Annotated in this window: 24 protein-coding genes; 21 read left to right on the top strand and 3 right to left on the bottom strand. The window is 37.5% G+C overall.

The genetic code is table 11. The features are described 5' to 3' along the window. Positions 1-4 precede the first annotated feature (4 nt). The 21 genes from ACTT1L_RS12340 to ACTT1L_RS12240 all read left to right on the top strand — a co-directional run bounded on the left by ACTT1L_RS12340 (position 5) and on the right by ACTT1L_RS12240 (position 19,156). Complete coding sequence (locus ACTT1L_RS12340; RefSeq protein WP_001150193.1) at positions 5-226, top strand: hypothetical protein; 222 nt, start codon at positions 5-7, stop codon at positions 224-226. Beyond that, positions 223-615, top strand: coding sequence for an ATPase (locus ACTT1L_RS12335; RefSeq protein ID WP_074543830.1), 393 nt, complete (start codon positions 223-225; stop codon positions 613-615). Before ACTT1L_RS12340 ends, ACTT1L_RS12335 begins: the two co-directional genes overlap by 4 nt. A gap of 16 nt (positions 616-631) precedes the next feature. Beyond that, positions 632-859: a hypothetical protein gene (locus tag ACTT1L_RS12330; RefSeq protein ID WP_000524119.1), complete on the top strand. Its 228-nt coding sequence runs from the start codon at positions 632-634 to the stop codon at positions 857-859. 100 nt (positions 860-959) lie between these two features. Next, complete coding sequence (locus ACTT1L_RS12325) at positions 960-1,721, top strand: MerR family transcriptional regulator (protein ID WP_000260368.1); 762 nt, start codon at positions 960-962, stop codon at positions 1,719-1,721. Further along, the gene (locus tag ACTT1L_RS12320) at positions 1,718-2,338 is read left to right on the top strand and encodes a hypothetical protein (RefSeq protein WP_442821927.1); all 621 of its coding nucleotides are present in this window, start codon (positions 1,718-1,720) and stop codon (positions 2,336-2,338) included. The genes ACTT1L_RS12325 and ACTT1L_RS12320 overlap by 4 nt, the downstream gene beginning before the upstream one ends. Before the next feature lie 276 nt (positions 2,339-2,614). Next, positions 2,615-4,591, top strand: a complete 1,977-nt coding sequence (gene uvrB / locus ACTT1L_RS12315; RefSeq protein ID WP_000401007.1) for an excinuclease ABC subunit B — start codon at positions 2,615-2,617, stop codon at positions 4,589-4,591. Positions 4,592-4,596: 5 nt separating this feature from the next. After that, positions 4,597-7,473 (top strand): excinuclease ABC subunit UvrA, encoded by a 2,877-nt coding sequence (uvrA, locus tag ACTT1L_RS12310; protein ID WP_000045569.1) that lies wholly within the window; start codon positions 4,597-4,599, stop codon positions 7,471-7,473. 58 nt (positions 7,474-7,531) lie between these two features. Beyond that, positions 7,532-7,963, top strand: a complete 432-nt coding sequence (locus ACTT1L_RS12305) for a DUF4275 family protein (RefSeq protein ID WP_076868048.1) — start codon at positions 7,532-7,534, stop codon at positions 7,961-7,963. Positions 7,964-8,075: 112 nt separating this feature from the next. Further along, complete coding sequence (locus ACTT1L_RS12300) at positions 8,076-8,456, top strand: phage holin family protein (RefSeq protein WP_001267308.1); 381 nt, start codon at positions 8,076-8,078, stop codon at positions 8,454-8,456. Between the two features lie 156 nt (positions 8,457-8,612). After that, on the top strand, positions 8,613-9,542 hold the full coding sequence (hprK, locus tag ACTT1L_RS12295; protein ID WP_001127250.1) for an HPr(Ser) kinase/phosphatase: 930 nt from the start codon (positions 8,613-8,615) through the stop codon (positions 9,540-9,542). A gap of 24 nt (positions 9,543-9,566) precedes the next feature. After that, positions 9,567-10,379, top strand: a complete 813-nt coding sequence (gene lgt / locus ACTT1L_RS12290) for a prolipoprotein diacylglyceryl transferase (RefSeq protein ID WP_071742121.1) — start codon at positions 9,567-9,569, stop codon at positions 10,377-10,379. 67 nt (positions 10,380-10,446) lie between these two features. Next, entirely contained in the window at positions 10,447-11,097 is a 651-nt protein-coding gene (ppaX, locus tag ACTT1L_RS12285) for a pyrophosphatase PpaX (RefSeq protein ID WP_000700956.1), read from the top strand. A 23-nt stretch (positions 11,098-11,120) separates the two neighbouring features. Next, on the top strand, positions 11,121-11,633 hold the full coding sequence (locus ACTT1L_RS12280; protein WP_071742122.1) for an acyltransferase: 513 nt from the start codon (positions 11,121-11,123) through the stop codon (positions 11,631-11,633). A gap of 139 nt (positions 11,634-11,772) precedes the next feature. Continuing rightward, positions 11,773-13,284: a tetratricopeptide repeat protein gene (locus ACTT1L_RS12275; protein WP_000517738.1), complete on the top strand. Its 1,512-nt coding sequence runs from the start codon at positions 11,773-11,775 to the stop codon at positions 13,282-13,284. Between the two features lie 84 nt (positions 13,285-13,368). Then, the gene (gene trxB, locus ACTT1L_RS12270; RefSeq protein WP_001288072.1) at positions 13,369-14,325 is read left to right on the top strand and encodes a thioredoxin-disulfide reductase; all 957 of its coding nucleotides are present in this window, start codon (positions 13,369-13,371) and stop codon (positions 14,323-14,325) included. 165 nt (positions 14,326-14,490) lie between these two features. Continuing rightward, positions 14,491-15,297, top strand: coding sequence for a DUF368 domain-containing protein (locus tag ACTT1L_RS12265; RefSeq protein ID WP_000455203.1), 807 nt, complete (start codon positions 14,491-14,493; stop codon positions 15,295-15,297). 230 nt (positions 15,298-15,527) lie between these two features. Further along, positions 15,528-15,986 carry an NUDIX hydrolase gene (locus ACTT1L_RS12260; protein WP_001190080.1) on the top strand — a complete coding sequence of 153 codons (459 nt, stop codon included), beginning with the start codon at positions 15,528-15,530 and terminating at the stop codon, positions 15,984-15,986. A 20-nt stretch (positions 15,987-16,006) separates the two neighbouring features. Then, on the top strand, positions 16,007-16,888 hold the full coding sequence (gene rapZ, locus ACTT1L_RS12255; protein WP_000138457.1) for an RNase adapter RapZ: 882 nt from the start codon (positions 16,007-16,009) through the stop codon (positions 16,886-16,888). Positions 16,889-16,923: 35 nt separating this feature from the next. Continuing rightward, positions 16,924-17,844, top strand: a complete 921-nt coding sequence (locus tag ACTT1L_RS12250; RefSeq protein ID WP_442821926.1) for a gluconeogenesis factor YvcK family protein — start codon at positions 16,924-16,926, stop codon at positions 17,842-17,844. Between the two features lie 89 nt (positions 17,845-17,933). After that, positions 17,934-18,884: a DNA-binding protein WhiA gene (gene whiA / locus ACTT1L_RS12245; protein WP_000006561.1), complete on the top strand. Its 951-nt coding sequence runs from the start codon at positions 17,934-17,936 to the stop codon at positions 18,882-18,884. A 23-nt stretch (positions 18,885-18,907) separates the two neighbouring features. Next, positions 18,908-19,156: an HPr family phosphocarrier protein gene (locus ACTT1L_RS12240; protein ID WP_000250307.1), complete on the top strand. Its 249-nt coding sequence runs from the start codon at positions 18,908-18,910 to the stop codon at positions 19,154-19,156. A 271-nt stretch (positions 19,157-19,427) separates the two neighbouring features. Here the strand turns inward: ACTT1L_RS12240 and clpP are convergent, their stop codons facing one another. The 3 genes from clpP to ACTT1L_RS12225 form a co-directional block, all read right to left on the bottom strand. Continuing rightward, on the bottom strand, positions 19,428-20,009 hold the full coding sequence (clpP, locus tag ACTT1L_RS12235) for an ATP-dependent Clp endopeptidase proteolytic subunit ClpP (protein WP_001049162.1): 582 nt from the start codon (positions 20,007-20,009) through the stop codon (positions 19,428-19,430). 241 nt (positions 20,010-20,250) lie between these two features. After that, positions 20,251-21,120 carry a DUF421 domain-containing protein gene (locus ACTT1L_RS12230; protein ID WP_000018916.1) on the bottom strand — a complete coding sequence of 290 codons (870 nt, stop codon included), beginning with the start codon at positions 21,118-21,120 and terminating at the stop codon, positions 20,251-20,253. A 20-nt stretch (positions 21,121-21,140) separates the two neighbouring features. Then, positions 21,141-21,347, bottom strand: coding sequence for a DUF1657 domain-containing protein (locus ACTT1L_RS12225; protein WP_000215911.1), 207 nt, complete (start codon positions 21,345-21,347; stop codon positions 21,141-21,143). Positions 21,348-21,354 lie beyond the last annotated feature (7 nt).

Here is a 21,354-nt window from a genome sequence, read left to right as displayed (position 1 = left end):
AAAAATGCAGGATGAGTTTGAGAGATTTCAGTCAGATAAAGCGTTTAAATATTTAGGGTTGTTTTTAGCGATTAGTTTAGCCATATGGAGTTTGTACAATTTAATTGTTTACGGAAGTGCTGGTATGCCGTTTGTGTTATTTGTACTAGGGCAGTTTGTTTATTCCTTTGTGAACTATTGGCCGAAGTGGAGATATAGAAATAGTAAAGAGGTTAATCGTGTATGAGTAAGCAAGAGGTTATACGGTTCATAGGAAGTTTATTTTTAGCGGGGCTTGTGCTAAATGTGAGCTTAATGATTTTAAATATTTCATGGGGAACAATCTTCATATCAAATGTAGCGTTAGTCATTCTATATGGAATTGCGGAATATAGAGAACAGAAGCGTTTGAAAGAAGAGGGAATACCGTCGATTGATGAGCGAGTTGTGAATAAGATGAAGTCATATTTTACGATTAGTATGACAAGCTTCGTTTTCTTGTTCATTATGTATCTTTGTGTAAATAAGTATTTAGACAGGCTAGTAGTACATGTAAATGAGTTATTATATATTGCTATTTTTGGTCTATTAATAAGTATGGCATCGACGAGCGTGTTAGCAACAAGGAATAGATAGAAAAAGGGGAACTGGGATGGGATTACCGGTATTATGTGTCGCTACGGCTATTTTTGCTTTGTTTTGGGGAATGCAGAACTTCTCTCATAATCCAGTGCCGAGTATTTGTATTATGCTTGGTACTGTAGGTTTATCGTATTATTTATTAGTTTCAGCTCATTATCATAAAACAGCAACGAGTGTTGTTGTTGGGGCACTTATTTTATTTTGTGGTCGTGCTGTGCAAAAGGGGTTATTTCCGTAAAGGCTGTTTATACGAAGCGTATAAACAGCCTTTTGTATTTTTTTTACAAAACACTTGAAAGTTACGTAACGTCATCTTTTATAATGAAGGAGAAGAGGTGATGGTAGTGATTTCAATTCAACAATTGACGAGAGAAACAGGGGTTACGGTACGTACATTACGTTATTATGATCAAATAGATTTATTAAAGCCGAGTGGTAAAACAGAGGGTGGACATCGGTTATATAGTGAAGCGGACGTTATTCGTTTGCAACAAATTTTGTTTTTAAAGGAAATGGGATTTTCGTTAAAAGAAACTGCGAATATGTTAGTAAAAGGTGAGTTGGATTTAAAGAATTCTCTTGAAAAACAACTTCGGTTTGTACAAGAAGAACAAAAGAAATTTAATCGAATGGAGAGTGTTTTACAAGCAGTTGTTTATTCGGTAGATGTGGAAGGAGAACTCGATTGGAAAGTTATGTTTGAACTGATTCAGCTTTCGAAGCAGTCTTCTCGTATACGTGAAATATTTCAAAATGAAGTGTTTTCAAAGGAAGAACAAAAATTGCTTCATAATTTACCAAACATGAGTAAGGAAGATACGAATGTTTTAGAATGGGTAGATTTATTAAAGCAATTCCGTACTTTTATGAAAGACGGTAAAGAAGTAGCTAGTGATGAGGTACAAGGGGCAACGAAGAAATTAATGCAGAAATGTTTAGAAATGGCTAATGGTGATGAAGCGTTTTTAGATAAGTTATGGGAAGTTAGAAAATCGAAGGAAGATTCACAGAAAATGAGCCTGTATCCGATTGAAGAAGAACTTTTACTATATATGGATGAAGCTTTTCGTATCTATGATGAAAAGGAGAGGGCTAAATGAGTATACTCGCAGAATATCGTTGGTATTTTTTAATTGGGGCAGAAATTGTATTTTGGTTAGCGGCTATCGGTTTCTTTTTACTCCGTTACGGATTTCGTTTGAAAAAGGCGAGTTTTATTATGGGAATTGTGCTACTCGTAAATGAAGTGTTTATTTTAACTTTAGGGGTAGTGGACTATTATCAAACAGGAAAGTTTTCTAACTTTCAAATCATTACTGTAATCATTTTATTGTATGCAGTCTTCTACGGGAAAAAGGATTTGAAGAAGCTTGATATATTTGCGCAAAAATTAGTTGCGAAATGGCGGAATGAGCCGGTGCCTATTATAGAAGAACAGGTAGAATTAACAGGTATAGCTTATGCGAAGCAGGAAATGAAAAATTGGGTATTGCACCTTAGTTTGTTTGTTGTTGTGCATATTTTCTTTTTCTTTCTGTACGGTCTTGCCCCGGTTGAACAATGGCGTAATTGGTTAGAAACGGGAATTGTTTTAAATAAAGCAGCGAGTCGGGTTAGCCAAGTTTGGGCGATTATACTTTTAGTGGATACAGTTATTTCATTTTCATATGTTCTTTTTCCGAAGAAGGAGAAGGGGAAAGAGAAGCTACTTTCTTAGAGGAAAGTAGCTTTTTTAGTATACCGATAGTTTGTATAGGAGAGGATGACAGTAGGAAAAAGAGCTGATTTTAAATGAAGTGGAATCTTAATCAGTGTGGTGCTTACTGTTTGCTCATGCGGAAGAAGATTTGATAAGGAAGGAAGTGTACTCTCCTTCCTTTTTCTATATATATTGTCGAAAACTTTACCGAATATCTGTTCGTTTTTTTAGGTTTTTTATGGGCATTCGTGGTAAAATAATAATACAGATTTTTATGAGGAGGTCGGATCTTACGTGGAACATCAATTTGAAATTGTCTCAGCGTATTCCCCACAAGGTGATCAGCCGGTAGCTATAGAGAAGCTTGTAGAGGGAATTAATAGCGGAAAGAAAAAGCAAGTGTTGCTTGGAGCAACAGGAACGGGTAAGACATTTACGATTTCAAATGTCATTAAAGAAGTGCAAAAGCCAACACTTGTCATGGCTCACAATAAAACGTTAGCAGGACAGTTATATAGTGAGTTGAAAGACTTTTTCCCGAATAATGCAGTTGAATATTTTGTTAGTTATTACGATTATTATCAACCAGAAGCGTATGTGCCGCAAACAGATACGTTTATTGAAAAAGACGCACAGATTAATGATGAAATTGATAAATTGCGTCACTCGGCAACGTCTGCATTATTTGAACGGGATGATGTAATTATCGTTGCGAGTGTTTCGTGTATATATGGTTTAGGTTCTCCAGAAGAATACCGCGAGTTAGTTGTTTCACTTCGAGTTGGTATGGAAAAGGATCGCAATCAATTGCTTCGTGAACTTGTTGATGTGCAGTATGGTCGTAATGATATTGATTTCAAGCGTGGTACATTCCGTGTGCGCGGAGATGTAGTTGAAATCTTCCCGGCATCACTTGACGAGCATTGTATTCGAATTGAGTTTTTTGGCGATGAAATTGATCGTATTCGCGAAGTAAATGCTTTAACGGGGGAAGTATTAGCAGAACGTGATCATGTAGCAATCTTCCCAGCATCTCACTTCGTTACACGTGAAGAAAAGATGAAGGTCGCTATTGAAAATATCGAAAAAGAACTAGAAGAGCGTTTAAAGGAATTAAATGATAACGGCAAGTTGTTAGAAGCGCAGCGTATAGAGCAGCGTACACGTTATGATTTAGAAATGATGCGTGAGATGGGCTTTTGTTCAGGTATTGAAAACTATTCCCGTCATTTAACACTTCGTCCAGCGGGGGCAACGCCGTATACGTTATTAGACTATTTCCCGGAAGATTTCTTAATTGTTATGGATGAGTCGCACGTATCAGTGCCGCAAGTAAGAGCGATGTATAACGGGGACCAAGCGCGTAAGCAAGTACTTGTGGATCATGGATTCCGTCTGCCATCAGCTTTAGATAATAGACCGCTTACTTTTGATGAGTTTGAAGAGAAAACGAATCAAGTTATTTACGTTTCAGCAACGCCAGGACCGTATGAATTAGAGCAGTCGCCAGAAGTAATAGAACAAATTATTCGTCCAACAGGGCTTTTAGATCCGCCAATTGATATACGACCAATTGAAGGGCAAATTGACGATTTATTAGGAGAAATTCAAGATCGCATTGCAAAAAATGAACGTGTATTAATTACGACTTTAACGAAGAAGATGTCAGAGGATTTAACAGACTACTTAAAAGATGTAGGAATTAAGGTGAATTACCTGCATTCTGAAGTGAAAACGTTAGAACGTATTGAAATTATACGAGATCTTCGCCTTGGTAAGTTTGATGTTCTCGTTGGTATTAACTTATTGCGAGAAGGATTAGATATTCCAGAAGTATCCCTTGTAGCGATTTTAGATGCTGATAAGGAAGGATTCTTGCGTTCAGAACGTTCATTAATTCAAACAATTGGCCGTGCAGCACGTAATGAAAACGGCCGCGTTATTATGTACGCAGATCGTATAACGAGATCGATGGGAATTGCGATTGAAGAAACGAAGCGTCGTCGTAGTATACAAGAAGCTTACAATGAAGAGCATGGTATTACGCCGAAAACGATTCAAAAAGGTGTGCGTGATGTAATCCGTGCAACGACAGCTGCTGAAGAGCCGGAAACATATGAAGCAACGCCAGCTAAGAAGATGACGAAAAAAGAGCGTGAAAAGACAATTGCGAAGATGGAAGCAGAAATGAAAGAAGCAGCAAAAGCGTTAGACTTCGAGCGTGCAGCTGAATTAAGAGATTTACTATTAGAATTAAAAGCGGAAGGGTGAAAAGAGTGAGTAAGAGCAAGGATTTTATTGTTGTAAAAGGTGCTAGAGCACATAACTTAAAAAATATTGATGTAACCATTCCGAGAAATCAGCTTGTCGTTGTAACGGGATTGTCTGGTTCGGGGAAATCATCATTAGCATTTGATACGATTTATGCAGAAGGGCAGCGTAGATACGTAGAATCGTTATCTGCGTATGCACGCCAGTTTTTAGGGCAAATGGATAAACCGGATGTAGATACGATTGAAGGATTGTCACCAGCAATTTCAATTGATCAAAAAACGACGAGTCGTAATCCGCGTTCAACTGTTGGAACGGTAACGGAGATTTATGATTATTTACGTTTATTATTTGCGCGAATTGGTACGCCAATTTGTCCGAATCATGGCATTGAAATTACATCACAAACAGTAGAGCAGATGGTAGACCGGGTCCTTGAATATCCTGAACGTACGAAATTACAAGTGTTAGCTCCTATCGTTTCTGGTCGTAAAGGTGCACATGTGAAAGTACTTGAAGACATTAAGAAGCAAGGATATGTTCGTGTACGTGTTGATGGTGAAATGCTTGATGTGTCTGAAGATATTGCGTTAGATAAAAATAAGAAGCATTCCATTGAAGTTGTAATAGACCGTATTGTTGTAAAAGAAGGAATCGCAAGCCGTCTTGCAGATTCTCTTGAAAGTGCATTAAAGCTTGGCGGGGGACGAGTGTTAATCGATGTTATGGGAGAAGAGGAACTTCTATTTAGTGAACATCATGCTTGTCCGCATTGTGGTTTTTCAATTGGAGAATTAGAACCGCGTATGTTCTCATTCAATAGTCCGTTCGGGGCATGTCCTTCTTGTGATGGGCTTGGTTCAAAGTTAGAGGTAGATTTAGAACTTGTTATTCCGAACTGGGATTTATCATTAAATGAACATGCGATTGCACCTTGGGAACCGACAAGTTCACAATATTACCCACAGCTCTTACAATCTGTATGTAATCATTACGGCGTTGATATGGATGTGCCTGTAAAAGATATACCGAAAGATTTATTTGATAAAGTGTTGTACGGAAGCGGTGAAGAGAAAGTTTATTTCCGCTATGTAAATGAATTTGGTCAAGTAAAGGAAAATGAGATTTTATTTGAAGGTGTTATTCCAAATATTGAACGTCGTTATCGTGAAACGAGTTCTGATTACGTTCGTGAGCAAATGGAAAAGTATATGGCAGAGCAAGCTTGTCCGAAGTGTAAAGGTGGACGTTTAAAGCCTGAGAGTTTAGCTGTTTTCGTTGGCGGAAAAACGATTGCTGATGTAACGAAATATTCTGTTCAAGAAGTACAGGAATTCTTCTCAAGTGTGGAGCTAACAGAGAAACAACAAAAAATTGCTCATTTAATTTTAAGAGAAATTCAGGAGCGCGTTGGGTTCTTAGTGAACGTCGGTTTAGATTATTTAACGTTAAGTCGTGCCGCAGGAACTTTATCAGGTGGTGAGGCGCAACGTATTCGTTTAGCAACGCAAATTGGTTCTCGTCTTACTGGCGTACTTTACATTCTTGATGAGCCTTCTATCGGTTTGCATCAGCGCGATAACGATCGTCTTATTCGTACATTGCAAGAAATGCGTGATTTAGGTAATACGTTAATTGTTGTTGAGCATGATGAAGATACGATGATGGCAGCTGATTATTTACTTGATATCGGGCCTGGCGCAGGTATTCACGGTGGACAAGTCGTATCAGCAGGTACACCAGCTGAAGTGATGCAAGACGAGAATTCGCTAACCGGTAAGTATTTAAGCGGTAAAGAGTTTATTCCAGTTCCACTTGAAAGACGTAAAGGTGACGGACGAAAAGTGGAGATTGTTGGTGCAAAGGAGAATAACTTAAAGAACGCGAAAATGTCATTCCCGCTTGGTACGTTTGTAGCGGTAACGGGTGTATCTGGTTCTGGTAAAAGTACGATGATTAATGAAGTACTATATAAATCGTTAGCGCAAAAGTTATATAAAGCGAAAGCGAAGCCAGGTACTCATAAAGAGATTAAAGGTCTTGAGCATTTAGATAAAGTAATCGATATTGATCAATCGCCAATCGGTCGTACACCGCGTTCTAACCCTGCGACTTATACAGGTGTATTCGATGATATTCGTGATGTGTTTGCCCAAACGAATGAAGCGAAAGTGCGTGGATATCAAAAAGGACGTTTCAGCTTTAATGTAAAAGGTGGACGTTGTGAAGCGTGCCGTGGTGATGGAATTATTAAAATCGAAATGCACTTCTTACCAGATGTATACGTGCCGTGTGAAGTTTGTCATGGTAAACGTTACAACCGTGAAACGTTAGAAGTGAAATATAAAGATAAAAATATTTCTGAAGTGTTGGGGATGACGATTGAAGACGGAGTAGAGTTCTTCGCTAATATCCCAAAAATTAAGCGTAAACTTCAAACGCTTGTAGATGTTGGACTTGGTTATATGAAATTAGGGCAACCAGCTACGACGTTATCTGGTGGTGAAGCACAGCGTGTGAAATTAGCTTCTGAATTGCATCGTCGTTCTACAGGACGTACACTATACATTTTAGACGAGCCAACGACTGGTTTACATGCTCATGATATTGCACGTCTTCTAGAAGTGTTGCAACGTCTTGTTGAGAGTGGTGAGACGGTTCTTGTAATTGAACATAATTTAGATGTGATAAAAACAGCGGATTATATCGTTGACCTTGGACCGGAGGGCGGAGACAAAGGTGGACAAATCGTTGCTTCCGGAACGCCAGAGCAAGTAGTGAAAGAAGAGCGCTCGTATACAGGTAAGTATTTAAAAGAGATTTTAAATCGTGATAAAGCAAGAATGAAAGAGAAGATAAAAGAAGTAGAACTATCACAATAAGGTATTATGAAAAACCGAGTGGCAATGACACTCGGTTTTTATTGTATAGGGGGAGAAGGTGGAGTTTTTAGATGTGTTGCGAAAGAAAAATATGAAGGTAAGAGAGTTCCAAAAGTGGGGTGTATATTTTCGGAAACGCTGTGAGGATTATTTTGCAAATCATTTAAGTGATGAAGAAAAAGAAGACATTTTCCTTTATGGAGATAAGTATGCATGTGGGTATCTTTGGCACATATTTAGTTATGAGAAAAAGAAGTGTTTAGAGGGAGAAGAAGCGGAAAACGCGTTTCATAATGAAGTGAAAAAGGAGTGCTACATCTTCTATCAACACTGTGATGATGTACTACTAATAAAAGATGCAAGTTTATTAAGTATGGATGATATGTATAAAGGCGATATTTACATTGTAGATAAATATTTCACTTGGACCTTTGTGAAAACGCATGAGCATAGATGGTGTGGGCCTTATTTCGCAAAGAGATGTTGGTAGGTATACAAGCATGAAGAGTAGAATAAGTTGATATAAGTGTTCGTATCATACTTGCGTTTATTATCTATTAGCGTATGATGAAAGATATATGTTTAAAAGGATGTGTAAGAAAATGAGATGGATTGTATCACTTCTTGTAAATAGCGTTGTGTTAATCGCTGTATCGGGACTTTTAAAAGGGATTGCACCAGACGCGTTTTACGTAGCAAATATACAAACTGCAATTATTGCGAGTATTATTTTGGCTGTTTTAAATGTGTTCGTAAAACCGTTTTTAATTTTAATTACGCTACCAATTACTGTTGTAACTTTCGGTTTCTTCTTAATTGTTATTAATGCGATTACGTTAAAAATAGCAGATTCATTATTAGGAGACGCATTTAATATATCAGGTTTCGGTGTAGCGATCGTTGCGGCAATTTGTATTTCAATTTTTAATATGATTATTGAAAAGGCAATTGTGGAACCTTTATATGAAAAAAAGAGAAAATGACAAAAAGAAAAACATTTCATGATATGTATGAAATGTTTTTTTCTATTTATTAGAAACCGTATTTCTTGTTTCCAGAAAAAAATGGTACAATATCCGATAGAATGGAATTTTACATCAAATGAGACTGAACCCGCAGCGGAGTGGAGGTTTATACATATGCCGAAAGTAAGGACAAAAGATTTAATTGAACAATTTCAATTGGAGTTAATAAGTGGTGAAGAAGGAATTCATCGTCCGATTGATACAAGTGATTTATCACGACCTGGAATTGAAATGGCAGGATTTTTTACATATTATCCAGCTGATCGCGTGCAGCTTCTTGGGAAGACGGAGCTGACGTTCTTTGACACGTTAACGTCAGAGCAAAAACAAGAGAGAATGAAAGCGCTTTGTACTGAGGAGACGCCATGTATTATTGTAACTCGTAATCAAGATGTACCAGATGAGTTGCTGCAAGCATCGCGTGAATCGGGCATGCCTTTATTACGCTCTTCTCAAACGACAACGAGATTATCAAGTCGTTTAACAAATTATTTAGAAGGTAAGTTAGCACCAACAACAGCTGTTCATGGTGTGTTAGTAGATATTTACGGCGTTGGTGTTTTAATTACAGGACAAAGTGGTGTCGGTAAAAGTGAGACAGCTCTTGAGCTTGTAAAACGTGGTCATCGCCTTGTTGCGGATGATAGTGTAGAAATTCGTCAAGAAGATGAAGACATGTTAGTCGGAAGCTCACCAGATTTAATTGAGCATTTATTAGAAATTCGTGGCCTAGGCATTATTAACGTTATGACGTTATTCGGTGCAGGAGCAGTGCGAAATTATAAGCGTATTACACTTGTTATTAATCTTGAAATTTGGGATCAAAAGAAAAATTATGATCGCTTAGGTCTTGATGAAGAGAAGATGAAGATTATTGATACAGAACTTACGAAGATTACACTTCCAGTTCGTCCTGGTCGAAACTTAGCTGTTATTATTGAAGTGGCAGCGATGAACTTCCGTTTAAAACGTATGGGAGTCAATGCAGCACAGCAGTTCTCAGAACGATTAATGAGTGCGATTGAGTTAGGAAATCAGGAGTAAACATTGGAGAGGGAGGTCATACATATGCTGTTAGGTTCTGTACCACAGCTTGACCGCGTAGCTATCCAACTTGGACCGTTTCCTGTTTATTGGTACGGGATTATTATCGGTACAGGTGTGCTATTAGGTCTTTGGCTAGCAACTCGTGAAGGAGAAAGGCTAGGTATTCCAAAAGATACATTTGTTGACCTTGTATTAATTGCAGTACCGATCGCTATTCTATTTGCGAGAATGTACTATGTTATTTTTGAATGGGAATATTACGCGCAAAACCCGAGTCAAATTATTAATATTCGTCAAGGTGGTTTGGCGATTCATGGTGGCTTAATCGGGGCTGTTATTACAGGGATTCTTTTTGCGAAACGTCGCGGAGTTTCATTCTGGAAGTTGGCGGATATTGCTGCACCAAGTATTTTACTGGGACAAGCAATTGGCCGATGGGGAAACTTTATGAACCAAGAGGCGCATGGTGATGAAGTAACGAGACAGTTTTTAGAAGGCCTTCATTTACCGGATTTTATTATTAATCAAATGTATATTGATGGTGTATACTACCATCCGACGTTTTTATATGAATCATTATGGAATTTTGCAGGTGTCATTTTATTACTAGCGTTACGAAAAGTGAACTTGCGCCGTGGGGAATTATTCTTCACATATTTAATTTGGTATTCAATAGGACGCTTCTTCGTAGAAGGTTTACGTACAGATAGTTTAATGCTAGGGCCACTTCGTATTGCACAAGTAATGTCAATTGGACTTGTTGTTATTTCTATTATTTTCATTATTGTGAGACGAAAAATGGGGCAAGCTGATAAAAGATATTTAGAAAATTAGAGAAAAGTAGCATCTTATTATAAGATGCTGCTTCTTTCATATTCAGGAAAGAGAAAGGACTAAGGCAATGAAAATAAATACAGTGTTATTTGATTTAGATGGAACGTTAATTAATACAAATGAACTTATTATTTCTTCTTTTTTACATACTTTACATACATATTATCCAAATCAATATAAGCGTGAGGATGTATTGCCATTTATCGGTCCATCTTTACATGACACTTTCAGCAAGATTGATGAAAGTAAGGTTGAAGAGTTAATTACGAGCTATCGTCAATTTAACCATGATCATCATGATGAATTAGTAGAAGAATATGAAACTGTATATGAAACAGTTCAAGAGTTGAAGAAGCAAGGTTATAAAGTTGGTATTGTTACAACGAAAGCACGACAAACTGTTGAGATGGGATTAAAGTTATCGAAGCTTGATGAGTTTTTTGATGTTGTTGTGACAATTGATGATGTCGAGCATGTGAAACCACATCCAGAGCCACTTCAAAAAGCGCTTCAGTTATTAGATGCGAAACCGGAAGAAGCATTGATGGTTGGGGATAATCATCATGATATTGTTGGCGGACAAAATGCGGGTACGAAAACAGCTGCGGTTTCATGGACATTGAAAGGTAGAGCGTATTTAGAGGCTTACAAGCCAGACTTTATGCTAGATAAAATGAGTGATTTATTGCCGATTTTGTCCGACATGAATCGTTCGTAAAGATAAGTAGAGGAGCGAGTGAAGTGCGACGGACAACGCGCTATCCTGTTTCAGGAGAAAATTCATTATGGAACGTGTATAAAACAGTGTCTTTTTGGAAGGTAATGAAAAACTTTATGATTATCCAAATTGCACGTTATACACCTTTTTTATCGGTCAAGAATTGGTTATACCGCACCTTTTTGCGGATGAAAGTAGGAAAGAAAACATCGTTTGCGCTTATGGTAATGCCGGATATTATGTTCCCGGAAAAGATAACTGTGGGAGATAATTCGATTATTGGCTATAACACGACGCTTTTAGCGCACGAATATTTAATTCGCGAATATCGACTTGGGGAAATCGTTATTGGAAACGAAGTGATGATCGGGGCAAATACGACTATATTACCAGGTGTGAAAATTGGGGATGGCGCGATTGTTTCAGCTGGCACACTTGTTCATAAAGATGTGCCAGGCGGTGCTTTCGTGGGTGGGAATCCAATGCGTGTTATTTATACGAAAGAGCAAATGGAGGCTAGAGAAGGTTCATACTAGAAATGTAACATTTCTCTTCTTTTTTAATGAATAAAAAGGAAATAATTGAGTATAATATACTGTTTTGTTTTTTACGGAATCGTTTATACTTATAGATAGAAGAATGTGTGAACGAAGAAAACAAAAAACTGGAGGATATATGGGGAAAAATCAAAGAATATATAAGGAGAACGGACAAGTTATCTCTTTTAATCAATTAGCGGACTTCTTTTATAAAAAAGGGATGAGGGCTTACAAAGGACAAAAATTGCAAGATGCAATTAAATATTTTCGAAGAGCGGCACAAAGCGAGAAGGAGCCGTTTATTTTATGTCAATTAGCAACAGTATTATCTGAGGCTGGTGAATATCAAGAGTCGAATCAAACCTTCTTTAAGCTTGTTAGATCTAATCCAGAACTTGAACAGTGTTATTATTTTATTGCAAATAATTATGCGTATATGGGTCTATTTCAGCAGGCGAAGAAGTATGCGGATCGCTATTTAGAAGTTGCAGAAGAGAAGGAATTTGTTGAAGATACATTAGAATTACTTGAAATTATGGAAGAAGAAGCGATGGGTGCGGAAGAGATTGAGGATGAAGATGATTTAATTGTTATGCAGGAAGAAGCCAATCGTTATATTCGTAACGGACAATTGGAAGAAGCAATTGCTACATTAGAAATTGTTACGAAAGACTATCCGGAATTTTGGTCGGGGCATAATAATTTAGCTATTGCGCATTTTCAATCTGGTAATGTAGATAAGGCGCTGAAATTAACGGAAATGATTTTAGAGAAAAATCCTGGTAATATACATGCGCTTTGTAATACACTTATTTTTCTATATTCAATTGGAGAGCATAAACAAGTAGAGGTGTTAGCTGCTCAGTTAGTTTCGGTATATCCGATTTCGTTTGAACATCGTTTGAAACTTGGGACGACACTTGCAACAATTGGTCATTTCGAGCCTGCATATAAATGGTTCAAATTATTAAAGCGTCAAGGATACGAAGGAGACGTTAGTTTCTATTATTGGTTTGCATATTCTGCGTATATGGTGAAAGATCAGCAAGTAGCTGAAAAAATGTGGCAACATGTTGTAGAATTGCACCCTGATAAAAAGGGAAAAGAACCGTGGAATGCATTGAATTTAGCGGATGAAGGACAAAATGTGTTATTTGAAGAATTACGAAAATCATTCCAGCAAAGTGCGACGCTAGAGGAACAAATGCTAGCTTTATATTTAATGAATGAATTATCAACGCCGGAGAAGGTTGGATTCTTCTTTGATGTAACGCAGGCGAAGAATGGTGTTCCAATCGTATCGCAACTTGCAAAGTATTTCTTTTTACTGAATAGCCATAAGAGTATTCCAGCTGATTTACAGCAATTTGAACAGTGCGCGCGAATCGCGGATGCTTTATACAATTATACGAAAAAAGATGATGAATTAATCGAAGAGTGTTTACAATTTTGGTTTTGTACGTTTATACGTTTATATACATCTGGGGCAGTTTTTACAAATGTATACGGCTGGTCAGCTGCGGTTGAATATATCGTACGCAGTGAACAAGGAAATAAGATGACACAGTCGGAGCTCGGAGATGTGTATAATGTATCTGTAGCGACTGTTCGAAAGTATGTGCAAGCTGTTAAGCGTACGCACACATAGATAAGCAAATCATTGGGAAAAAAATGATGCGAACAGTATAATGAGGGTAACTTAATTGTGTAGGAATGGATAGGAGTGAATAGTGTGTCAGAAGAAAAAATTTATGATGTCATTATTATTGGTGCAGGACCAGCTGGTATGACAGCTGCAGTATATACATCTCGTGCGAATTTAAGCACATTAATGCTTGAGCGTGGTATTCCAGGCGGGCAAATGGCAAATACAGAAGATGTAGAAAACTACCCAGGTTATGAGTCTATTTTAGGACCAGACTTATCAAATAAAATGTTCGAGCATGCGAAGAAATTTGGTGCTGAATATGCATACGGTGATGTGAAAGAAGTCATCGATGGTAAAGAATACAAAACAATTATTGCTGGTAAAAAAGAATATAAAGCACGTGCAATTATCGTTGCAAGTGGTGCAGAGTATAAAAAAATCGGTGTACCAGGTGAAACAGAACTTGGCGGCCGCGGTGTATCATATTGTGCGGTATGTGATGGCGCATTCTTTAAAGGGAAAGAACTTGTAGTTATTGGCGGCGGAGATTCTGCTGTTGAAGAGGGTGTGTTCTTAACACGCTTCGCATCAAAAGTAACGATCGTTCACCGTCGTGACACGCTTCGCGCACAGAAAATTTTACAAGATCGTGCTTTCCAAAACGAAAAAGTAGACTTTATTTGGAACCACACGATAAAAGAAATTAACGAAGCAAATGGTAAAGTAGGAAGTGTAACACTTGTAGATGTAAACAGTGGAGAAGAGAAAGAAGTCAAAACTGACGGCGTATTCGTATACATCGGTATGTTACCACTATCAAAACCATTTGTTGAACTAGGTATTACAAATGAAAATGGTTACCTTGAAACAAACGAGCGTATGGAAACGAAAGTTCCTGGTATTTTCGCAGCAGGTGATGTTCGTGAAAAAATGCTACGTCAAATTGTAACTGCAACAGGTGATGGTAGTATTGCAGCACAAAGTGCACAACATTACGTAGAAGAATTATTAGAAGAACTAAAAACTGTATCAGAAAAATAAGGGATAATATACCTTTTGAGAAGAAAGCTACCGATAGGAGCTTTCTTCTTTTTTTGTGTGAAAATGTCAAAGTTTTGTCAAAAAATATTGGGATTATAAGCTTTCTTATTGATATACTGGACTTTACGGAAAAAATCACTATAAGAAATGAGGAATTTATTCAGTATGGAATGGCGTAATATATATCGTGGATTTTGTATGGGCGTTAGTGATTTAATTCCTGGTGTGAGCGGCGGTACAATCGCTGTTGTGTTAGGGATTTATGAACAATTGCTTGCGGCAATTAGTGGATTCTTTAGTCGTGAATGGAAAAAACATTTAGGATTTTTAATTCCACTTGCAGCTGGTGTGGCAGCAGCGTTTTTAACGTTAAGTCACGTTATTAAATATTTACTTGCAAATCATTATGAACCGACTCAATTTTTCTTCCTCGGTTTAATTATTAGTATATTACCGATGTTAATGAGAGAAGCTGATGCAAAGTCGTCGTTTAAAGGTAAGCACATTGTTTTATTAATCGTTGCAGCAATTCTTGTTGCCATCACAGCTTTCTTTAAACCAGATAAGACAGCAGATCCAATTACGACGTTAACAATTTTAAATGCAATTGGTTTATTTTTCGCAGGATGGATGGCTAGTATGGCGATGTTACTTCCTGGAATTAGCGGATCGTTTATTTTATTAATTATTGGTGTATATCCGACAGCAATTAATGCTTTAACTACACTCAACTTACCTTTAATTGCAGTTATTGGTGCTGGCGTTATGGTAGGGTTCGTTGTAAGTAGTAAAGGAATTAGTTTCTTATTAGATCGATATAAAAGTATGACATTTGCGGCAATTATTGGACTAGTTATCGGTTCGATTGTAATTGTGTTCCCTGGTATTCCAACTGGAGGATTTTCAATTATAAGTTCAATTATTACCTTTATTTTAGGATTTGCGATTGTTACTTATTTCGGTAAGAAGTAAGGGCGCTGGAGTCCCCTTGGCGATAAAAGTCGTTAAGGGGATTTTTCATGCTATTCACGGAAAGTCCAGGCATTTACATTGCTTGTTATAAAAAGCTTTTTTAAAATTGTTGAGTAGCAGTGCTTAGCGAAAGGGGGACTGGCTCCTTCGTTGTAGCAAACTGTTTTTGATAGTATAATGAAATGAGTATGCAGTGAGAAATTTGCTGCAAGTAGCTGAGGTGAAGAAACATGCAAAGAGTGACAAACTGTGTGTTAATTAGAGATAATGAAGTACTCTTACTCCAAAAACCTCGCCGGAATTGGTGGGTTGCACCAGGCGGGAAAATGGAGCGTGGTGAGACTGTAAGAGATTCCGTTGTTCGCGAGTATCGTGAAGAAACAGGTATTTATTTAAAGAACCCAGCGTTAAAGGGGGTCTTCACCTTTGTCATCCAAGAAGGTGATAAAGTTGTTTCTGAATGGATGATGTTCTCCTTTTTAGCGACAGATTTTGCAGGAGAAAACAAACTAGAGAGCGAAGAAGGCATCATTGGTTGGCATACATTTGATAAAATTGATGATTTAGCAATGGCACCAGGAGATTATCACATTATTGATTATTTAATTAAAGGAAATGGCATAATCTACGGTACATTTGTATATACCCCAGATTTTGAGTTGCTTTCATATCGATTAGATCCGAGTTAAACCGTCAAGGAGAGGATACGATGACAGAGAATAATGATATAAAAATGGTAATTATTACAGGAATGTCTGGAGCTGGAAAGACAGTAGCTTTACAAAGTTTTGAAGATTTAGGATATTTCTGTGTGGATAATTTACCACCGATGTTATTGCCAAAGTTTATTGAGCTTATGGCGGATTCAAAAGGAAAAATGAATAAAGTAGCACTTGGTATTGATTTACGTGGCCGAGAGTTTTTCGAACATTTATGGGAAGCGCTTGATGATTTATCAGAACGTACATGGATTATTCCTCATATTTTATTCTTAGATGCGAAAGATAGCACACTTGTAACTCGTTATAAAGAAACGAGACGCTCGCATCCACTTGCACCAACTGGTCTGCCGTTAAAGGGAATCGAAGCAGAGCGTAATTTATTAACAGATATGAAGGCACGCGCGAATATTGTGCTTGATACATCTGATTTAAAACCGAAAGAATTACGTGAAAAAATTGTTCACCTATTTTCAACTGAAACTGAGCAAGCATTTCGTGTAAATGTTATGTCATTTGGATTTAAGTACGGTATTCCAATTGATGCCGATTTAGTATTTGATGTTCGTTTTTTACCAAATCCATATTACATTCCACATATGAAGCCATTAACAGGACTAGATGAGGAAGTTTCATCGTATGTGCTGAAATTTAATGAGACGCATAAGTTTTTAGAGAAATTGACTGATCTTATCACTTTCATGCTGCCTCATTATAAAAGAGAAGGCAAGAGTCAACTTGTAATTGCAATTGGATGTACAGGTGGACAGCATCGTTCTGTTACGCTTACAGAATACCTTGGGAAACATTTGAAACCAGAGTATAGTGTTCATGTATCTCATCGTGATGTGGAGAAGAGAAAGGGCCATTAAGGGATGAAAAAGAGAGAAAACCTAAAATTGTCATCATGGGAGGCGGAACTGGACTTTCTGTTTTATTACGAGGATTAAAACAATATCCGGTTGATATTACAGCAGTTGTTACAATCGCTGATGATGGTGGCAGTTCAGGTAGATTACGTGATGAGCTAGAAATTCCACCCCCAGGTGACATTCGTAACGTACTTGTTGCGTTATCAGATGTAGAGCCACTGGTGGAAGCTTTATTCCAGCATCGTTTCACAACGGGAGATGGGCTGAAAGGTCATGCGTTAGGAAATTTATTATTGGCAGGTATGACCTCGATTACAGGAGACTTCTTCCATGCTATTACAGAAACGAGTAAAGTTTTAAATGTTAGAGGACGTGTATTACCAGCAGCGAATCAAAGTGCAGTACTACATGCGGAACTAGAAGACGGAGAAATTGTAACAGGTGAATCAAAGATTCCTTATTTCGGAAAGAAAATTAACCGTGTCTTTTTAACTCCAGAAGATGTAGAGCCGTTACATGAAACGTTGACTGAAATTAAACGAGCTGATTTACTTGTTTTCGGTCCAGGAAGTTTGTATACGAGTATATTACCGAATTTAGTTGTTAACAAAATTGGGGACGCTGTTCTTGCTGCAAAAGCAAAGAAGGTATATGTGTGTAATGTTATGACGCAAGCTGGTGAAACGATGGGATATACTGCGTTTGATCATGTGCAGGCGTTACATGATCATTTAGGTGAACCATTTATCGATACTGCAATTGTAAATAACCGTGATATTCCTTGTGAATTACGTCAGTTATATGAGGAAGAAATGTCAGCACCAGTTGTAGTAGATGAAGAGCGTTTTACTGAAAATAATATTAATGTGATTCAAGATCAATTAGCGAAGTATGATGACCGTGTTGTAAGACACGATACATTAAAACTAGCTTCTATTTTATATTCACTGTTGTAGATGTGCGTTGCCTCGTTTGAGGTAACGCTCCTCATTTCATATAGGACAAGATTTTTGTTCCACAATAATCGTATAAGGAGGTGTTGACTGTGTCATTTGCATCAGAAACAAAGAAAGAGTTGACGAATCTGGAGATGAAGGAATGCTGTGAGAAAGCAGAATTATCAGCGTTACTTCGCATGAACGGATCGCTTTCTTTTTCAAACCGTCGTCTATCAATCGATATTCAAACGGAAAATGCGGCAATTGCAAGAAGGATTTATACGCTTTTGAAAAAAGGATATGACGTGACGGTAGAATTACTTGTTCGTAAAAAAATGCGATTGAAGAAAAACAATGTATATATCGTAAGGCTTGTTGAGAAGTCACGCGAAATATTAGCTGATCTTCATATCGTTCGAGACGACTTTTCATTTATTCGAAATATATCACAAGAATTAATTGAGAAGAAATGTTGTAAACGATCGTATTTACGCGGTGCATTTTTAGCAGGTGGTTCAGTAAATAACCCAGAAACATCATCTTATCATTTAGAGATCTTTTCGTTATATAAGGAACATAATGATGCTATATGTGAACTGATGAACGGATTTGATTTAAATAGTAAGACGTTGGAAAGAAGAAAAGGGTACATTACGTATTTGAAAGAAGCAGAAAAGATTACAGAGTTTTTAAATATTATAGGTGCTCATAATGCACTTTTAAGATTTGAAGACATTCGAATCGTACGTGATATGCGTAATTCTGTAAATCGCTTAGTGAACTGCGAAACAGCTAATTTAAATAAAACAATTGGTGCAGCGCTAAGGCAGATTGAAAATATCCGTTATATTGATGAGACAGTTGGTCTTGATATATTGCCGGATAAATTACGAGAAATTGCGCAATTACGAAGAGATTATCAAGATGTAACATTGAAAGAGTTAGGTGAGATGGTATCCGGGGGGAAAATTAGTAAATCGGGTATTAATCATCGTTTGCGTAAAATTGATGATATTGCAGAGAAATTACGCGCGGGGGAAACGGTAGCAAAAAAATAAGAGGTTAAAGGGGAAATGGAGCTGTGGTTCAAAAAAGAGTTCAGGTTTCATTAAAAAACGGTTTACAAGCACGTCCGGCTGCGTTGTTTGTACAAGAGGCCAATCGCTTTCATGCAGATATTTTCATCGAAAAAGATGGGAAGACAGTAAATGCAAAGAGCATAATGGGGATTATGAGCTTAGCAATTGGAACTGGTAGCATGATAACAATTACAACAGAAGGTTCAGATGCAGAAGAGGCTTTAGAGGCATTAGCTGCATATGTACAATAAGAAGCTATCGCGCATGTGCGATAGCTTTTTTGTTGTTTGGGGCTTGTTGGTGGGGGTATGTGGGATGTGCGTTCTTGTCGAGAATTGTCGGTAAGTCGATAAGTTGTGTCGAAACGTCGATATATTAAAATAATCGCCGATATAATTGGAGTTACGGTCGATATATTTGAAAAATCGCCGATATATTTTACTTGATACTAGGTGGGGTATACGGGCGGAGAACAGCATATAAAAAAAGCGCCCTGTTATAGGGCGCTTCCGCTTTTAAGTATTAACGATTTGTAAAGATCTTATCGATTAAACCGTATTCTAAAGCTTTTTCTGCTGTCATGAAGTTGTCGCGGTCTGTGTCGCGTTGTAGCACTTCAAGTGGTTGACCTGTGCGGTCAGCAAGAATTTGGTTTAGTTTTTCACGTAAGAATAGAATACGTTTAGCAGCGATTTCGATTTCAGTCGCTTGACCTTGTGCACCACCAAGTGGTTGGTGAATCATTACTTCACTGTTTGGAAGTGCATAACGTTTTCCTTTTTCACCTGCTGCAAGTAAGAATGCACCCATAGATGCAGCCATACCGATACAGATTGTTGATACTTGCGGTTTAATAAACTGCATTGTATCGTAAATTGCCATACCTGCTGTGATAGAACCACCAGGGCTGTTGATGTAGATGTGAATATCTTTTTCTGGATCTTGAGATTCCAAGAATAAAAGCTGGGAAACGATTGAGTTAGCTACGTTGTCATCAATTGCGCTACCAAGCATAATGATGCGGTCTTTTAATAGTCGAGAGTAAATATCGTAAGCGCGTTCTCCACGATTTGTTTGTTCAATTACTGTAGGAATTAAATTCATCTGTTATTTCCTCCTTATAAAGCTTTCTTAGTCTTATAATACAATTATGGTCAATAAAGGTCAAACGAAACCACTTTAAATCAAAAAAATATGTAGTTGTACCATGAAATATTCGCTATGTTTTTGAAATTCCCTGCTTATGTATCTTCAACATCATAACCGAATTACATAAATTTAAACGTTATAAAAACTGTAGAAAAAAAGAAAAGAACGCCTTTTGACTGAAGCGTTCTTTCGATATCTATTCTTTTAAAAGATAGGTTACTTTATTTAAAATCTTTTCGATTTGTTTCGCGTTTTTACTATACATTTCGCTCGCTGATTTCGACTTTGTTTCTAAGGAAAATAGTTCAAGATCAGCATGACATTTTTTTAATGATGCTAATAATAAAGGTTTGTTTTGAGGAGAAGGCATTTGTAGTTTGTCATTATAAATGTCGATAGTCAGTTGTCCGTATGAATCAACTTGACCGAGAAAGACATTTTCAATAACAACACCGAGCTTTTCTAGTTCAGCATGTAGCCAAGCGCGGTTATGTCCACTTGCGGATAGCGGTTCATCTAAGACATTGCCATCCATAATAACAGTTTGTGGTTCTTTTTCGTTTGCTACTTTTAAACCGATGTCTTTTGCTGTAAGTGGCTGGGAATCTTTCTTTAATAATACATTTAATTCTCCGCTCGGTTCTAAGACAGCAAATTCAACATCAGCTACGCTGAAAGCACCTTTTCCACGGAGAAGTTCCAGTAATTCATCACTTGTATATTTTTCTTTCTTTAAGTTGTCTTCGAGTATCTTTCCGTCTTTTATTAACACGGTAGATTTCCCTTCAAAGAAGTCCCGAGCTGTTTTGTTCTTTAAAGAGAGGATTCCTGTTAAAAAAGGTACCACAGCGAAAATGAGTATCGCAAAGACGCCGTGAAAAAATTTTGAATCGAGCCCTGTAGATACTTGGGCAGCGATGTCACCGATTGTCATTCCGGCTATGTATTCAAAGAAGGAGAGCTGAGAGATTTGTCTTTTCCCTAACCATTTCGTAATAGCGAATAAAATAATTAATATGAATACAGAGCGAAGAATGACAAGTGTCCATTCCGGCAGGTGAGACATAGTCATTTCCTCCAGTCTACTTAAAACCCTTTATATTGAGGTTCTTCACGTTCTAATACTGAAACTCTATTTTGTAAATCAGCGATGATGCTGTCCATTTCTAGCATGCATTCGTGAAATACACGTTTTGTTTCTTCATCCTGTGAATTTAGTGAAAGGGAACTTAAACTTGCTTGAGCGCCCCTTACACTAGCGAGACAGGTTTTTACGCTAGCGATAACAGTCATACAAACA

This window comes from Bacillus sp. FH, assembly GCF_052216825.1.
GTDB classification, from domain to species: domain Bacteria; phylum Bacillota; class Bacilli; order Bacillales; family Bacillaceae_G; genus Bacillus_A; species Bacillus_A paranthracis.
Note: the sequence above shows the minus strand (reverse complement) of the source record. Positions and strands in the feature narration are given on the sequence as shown.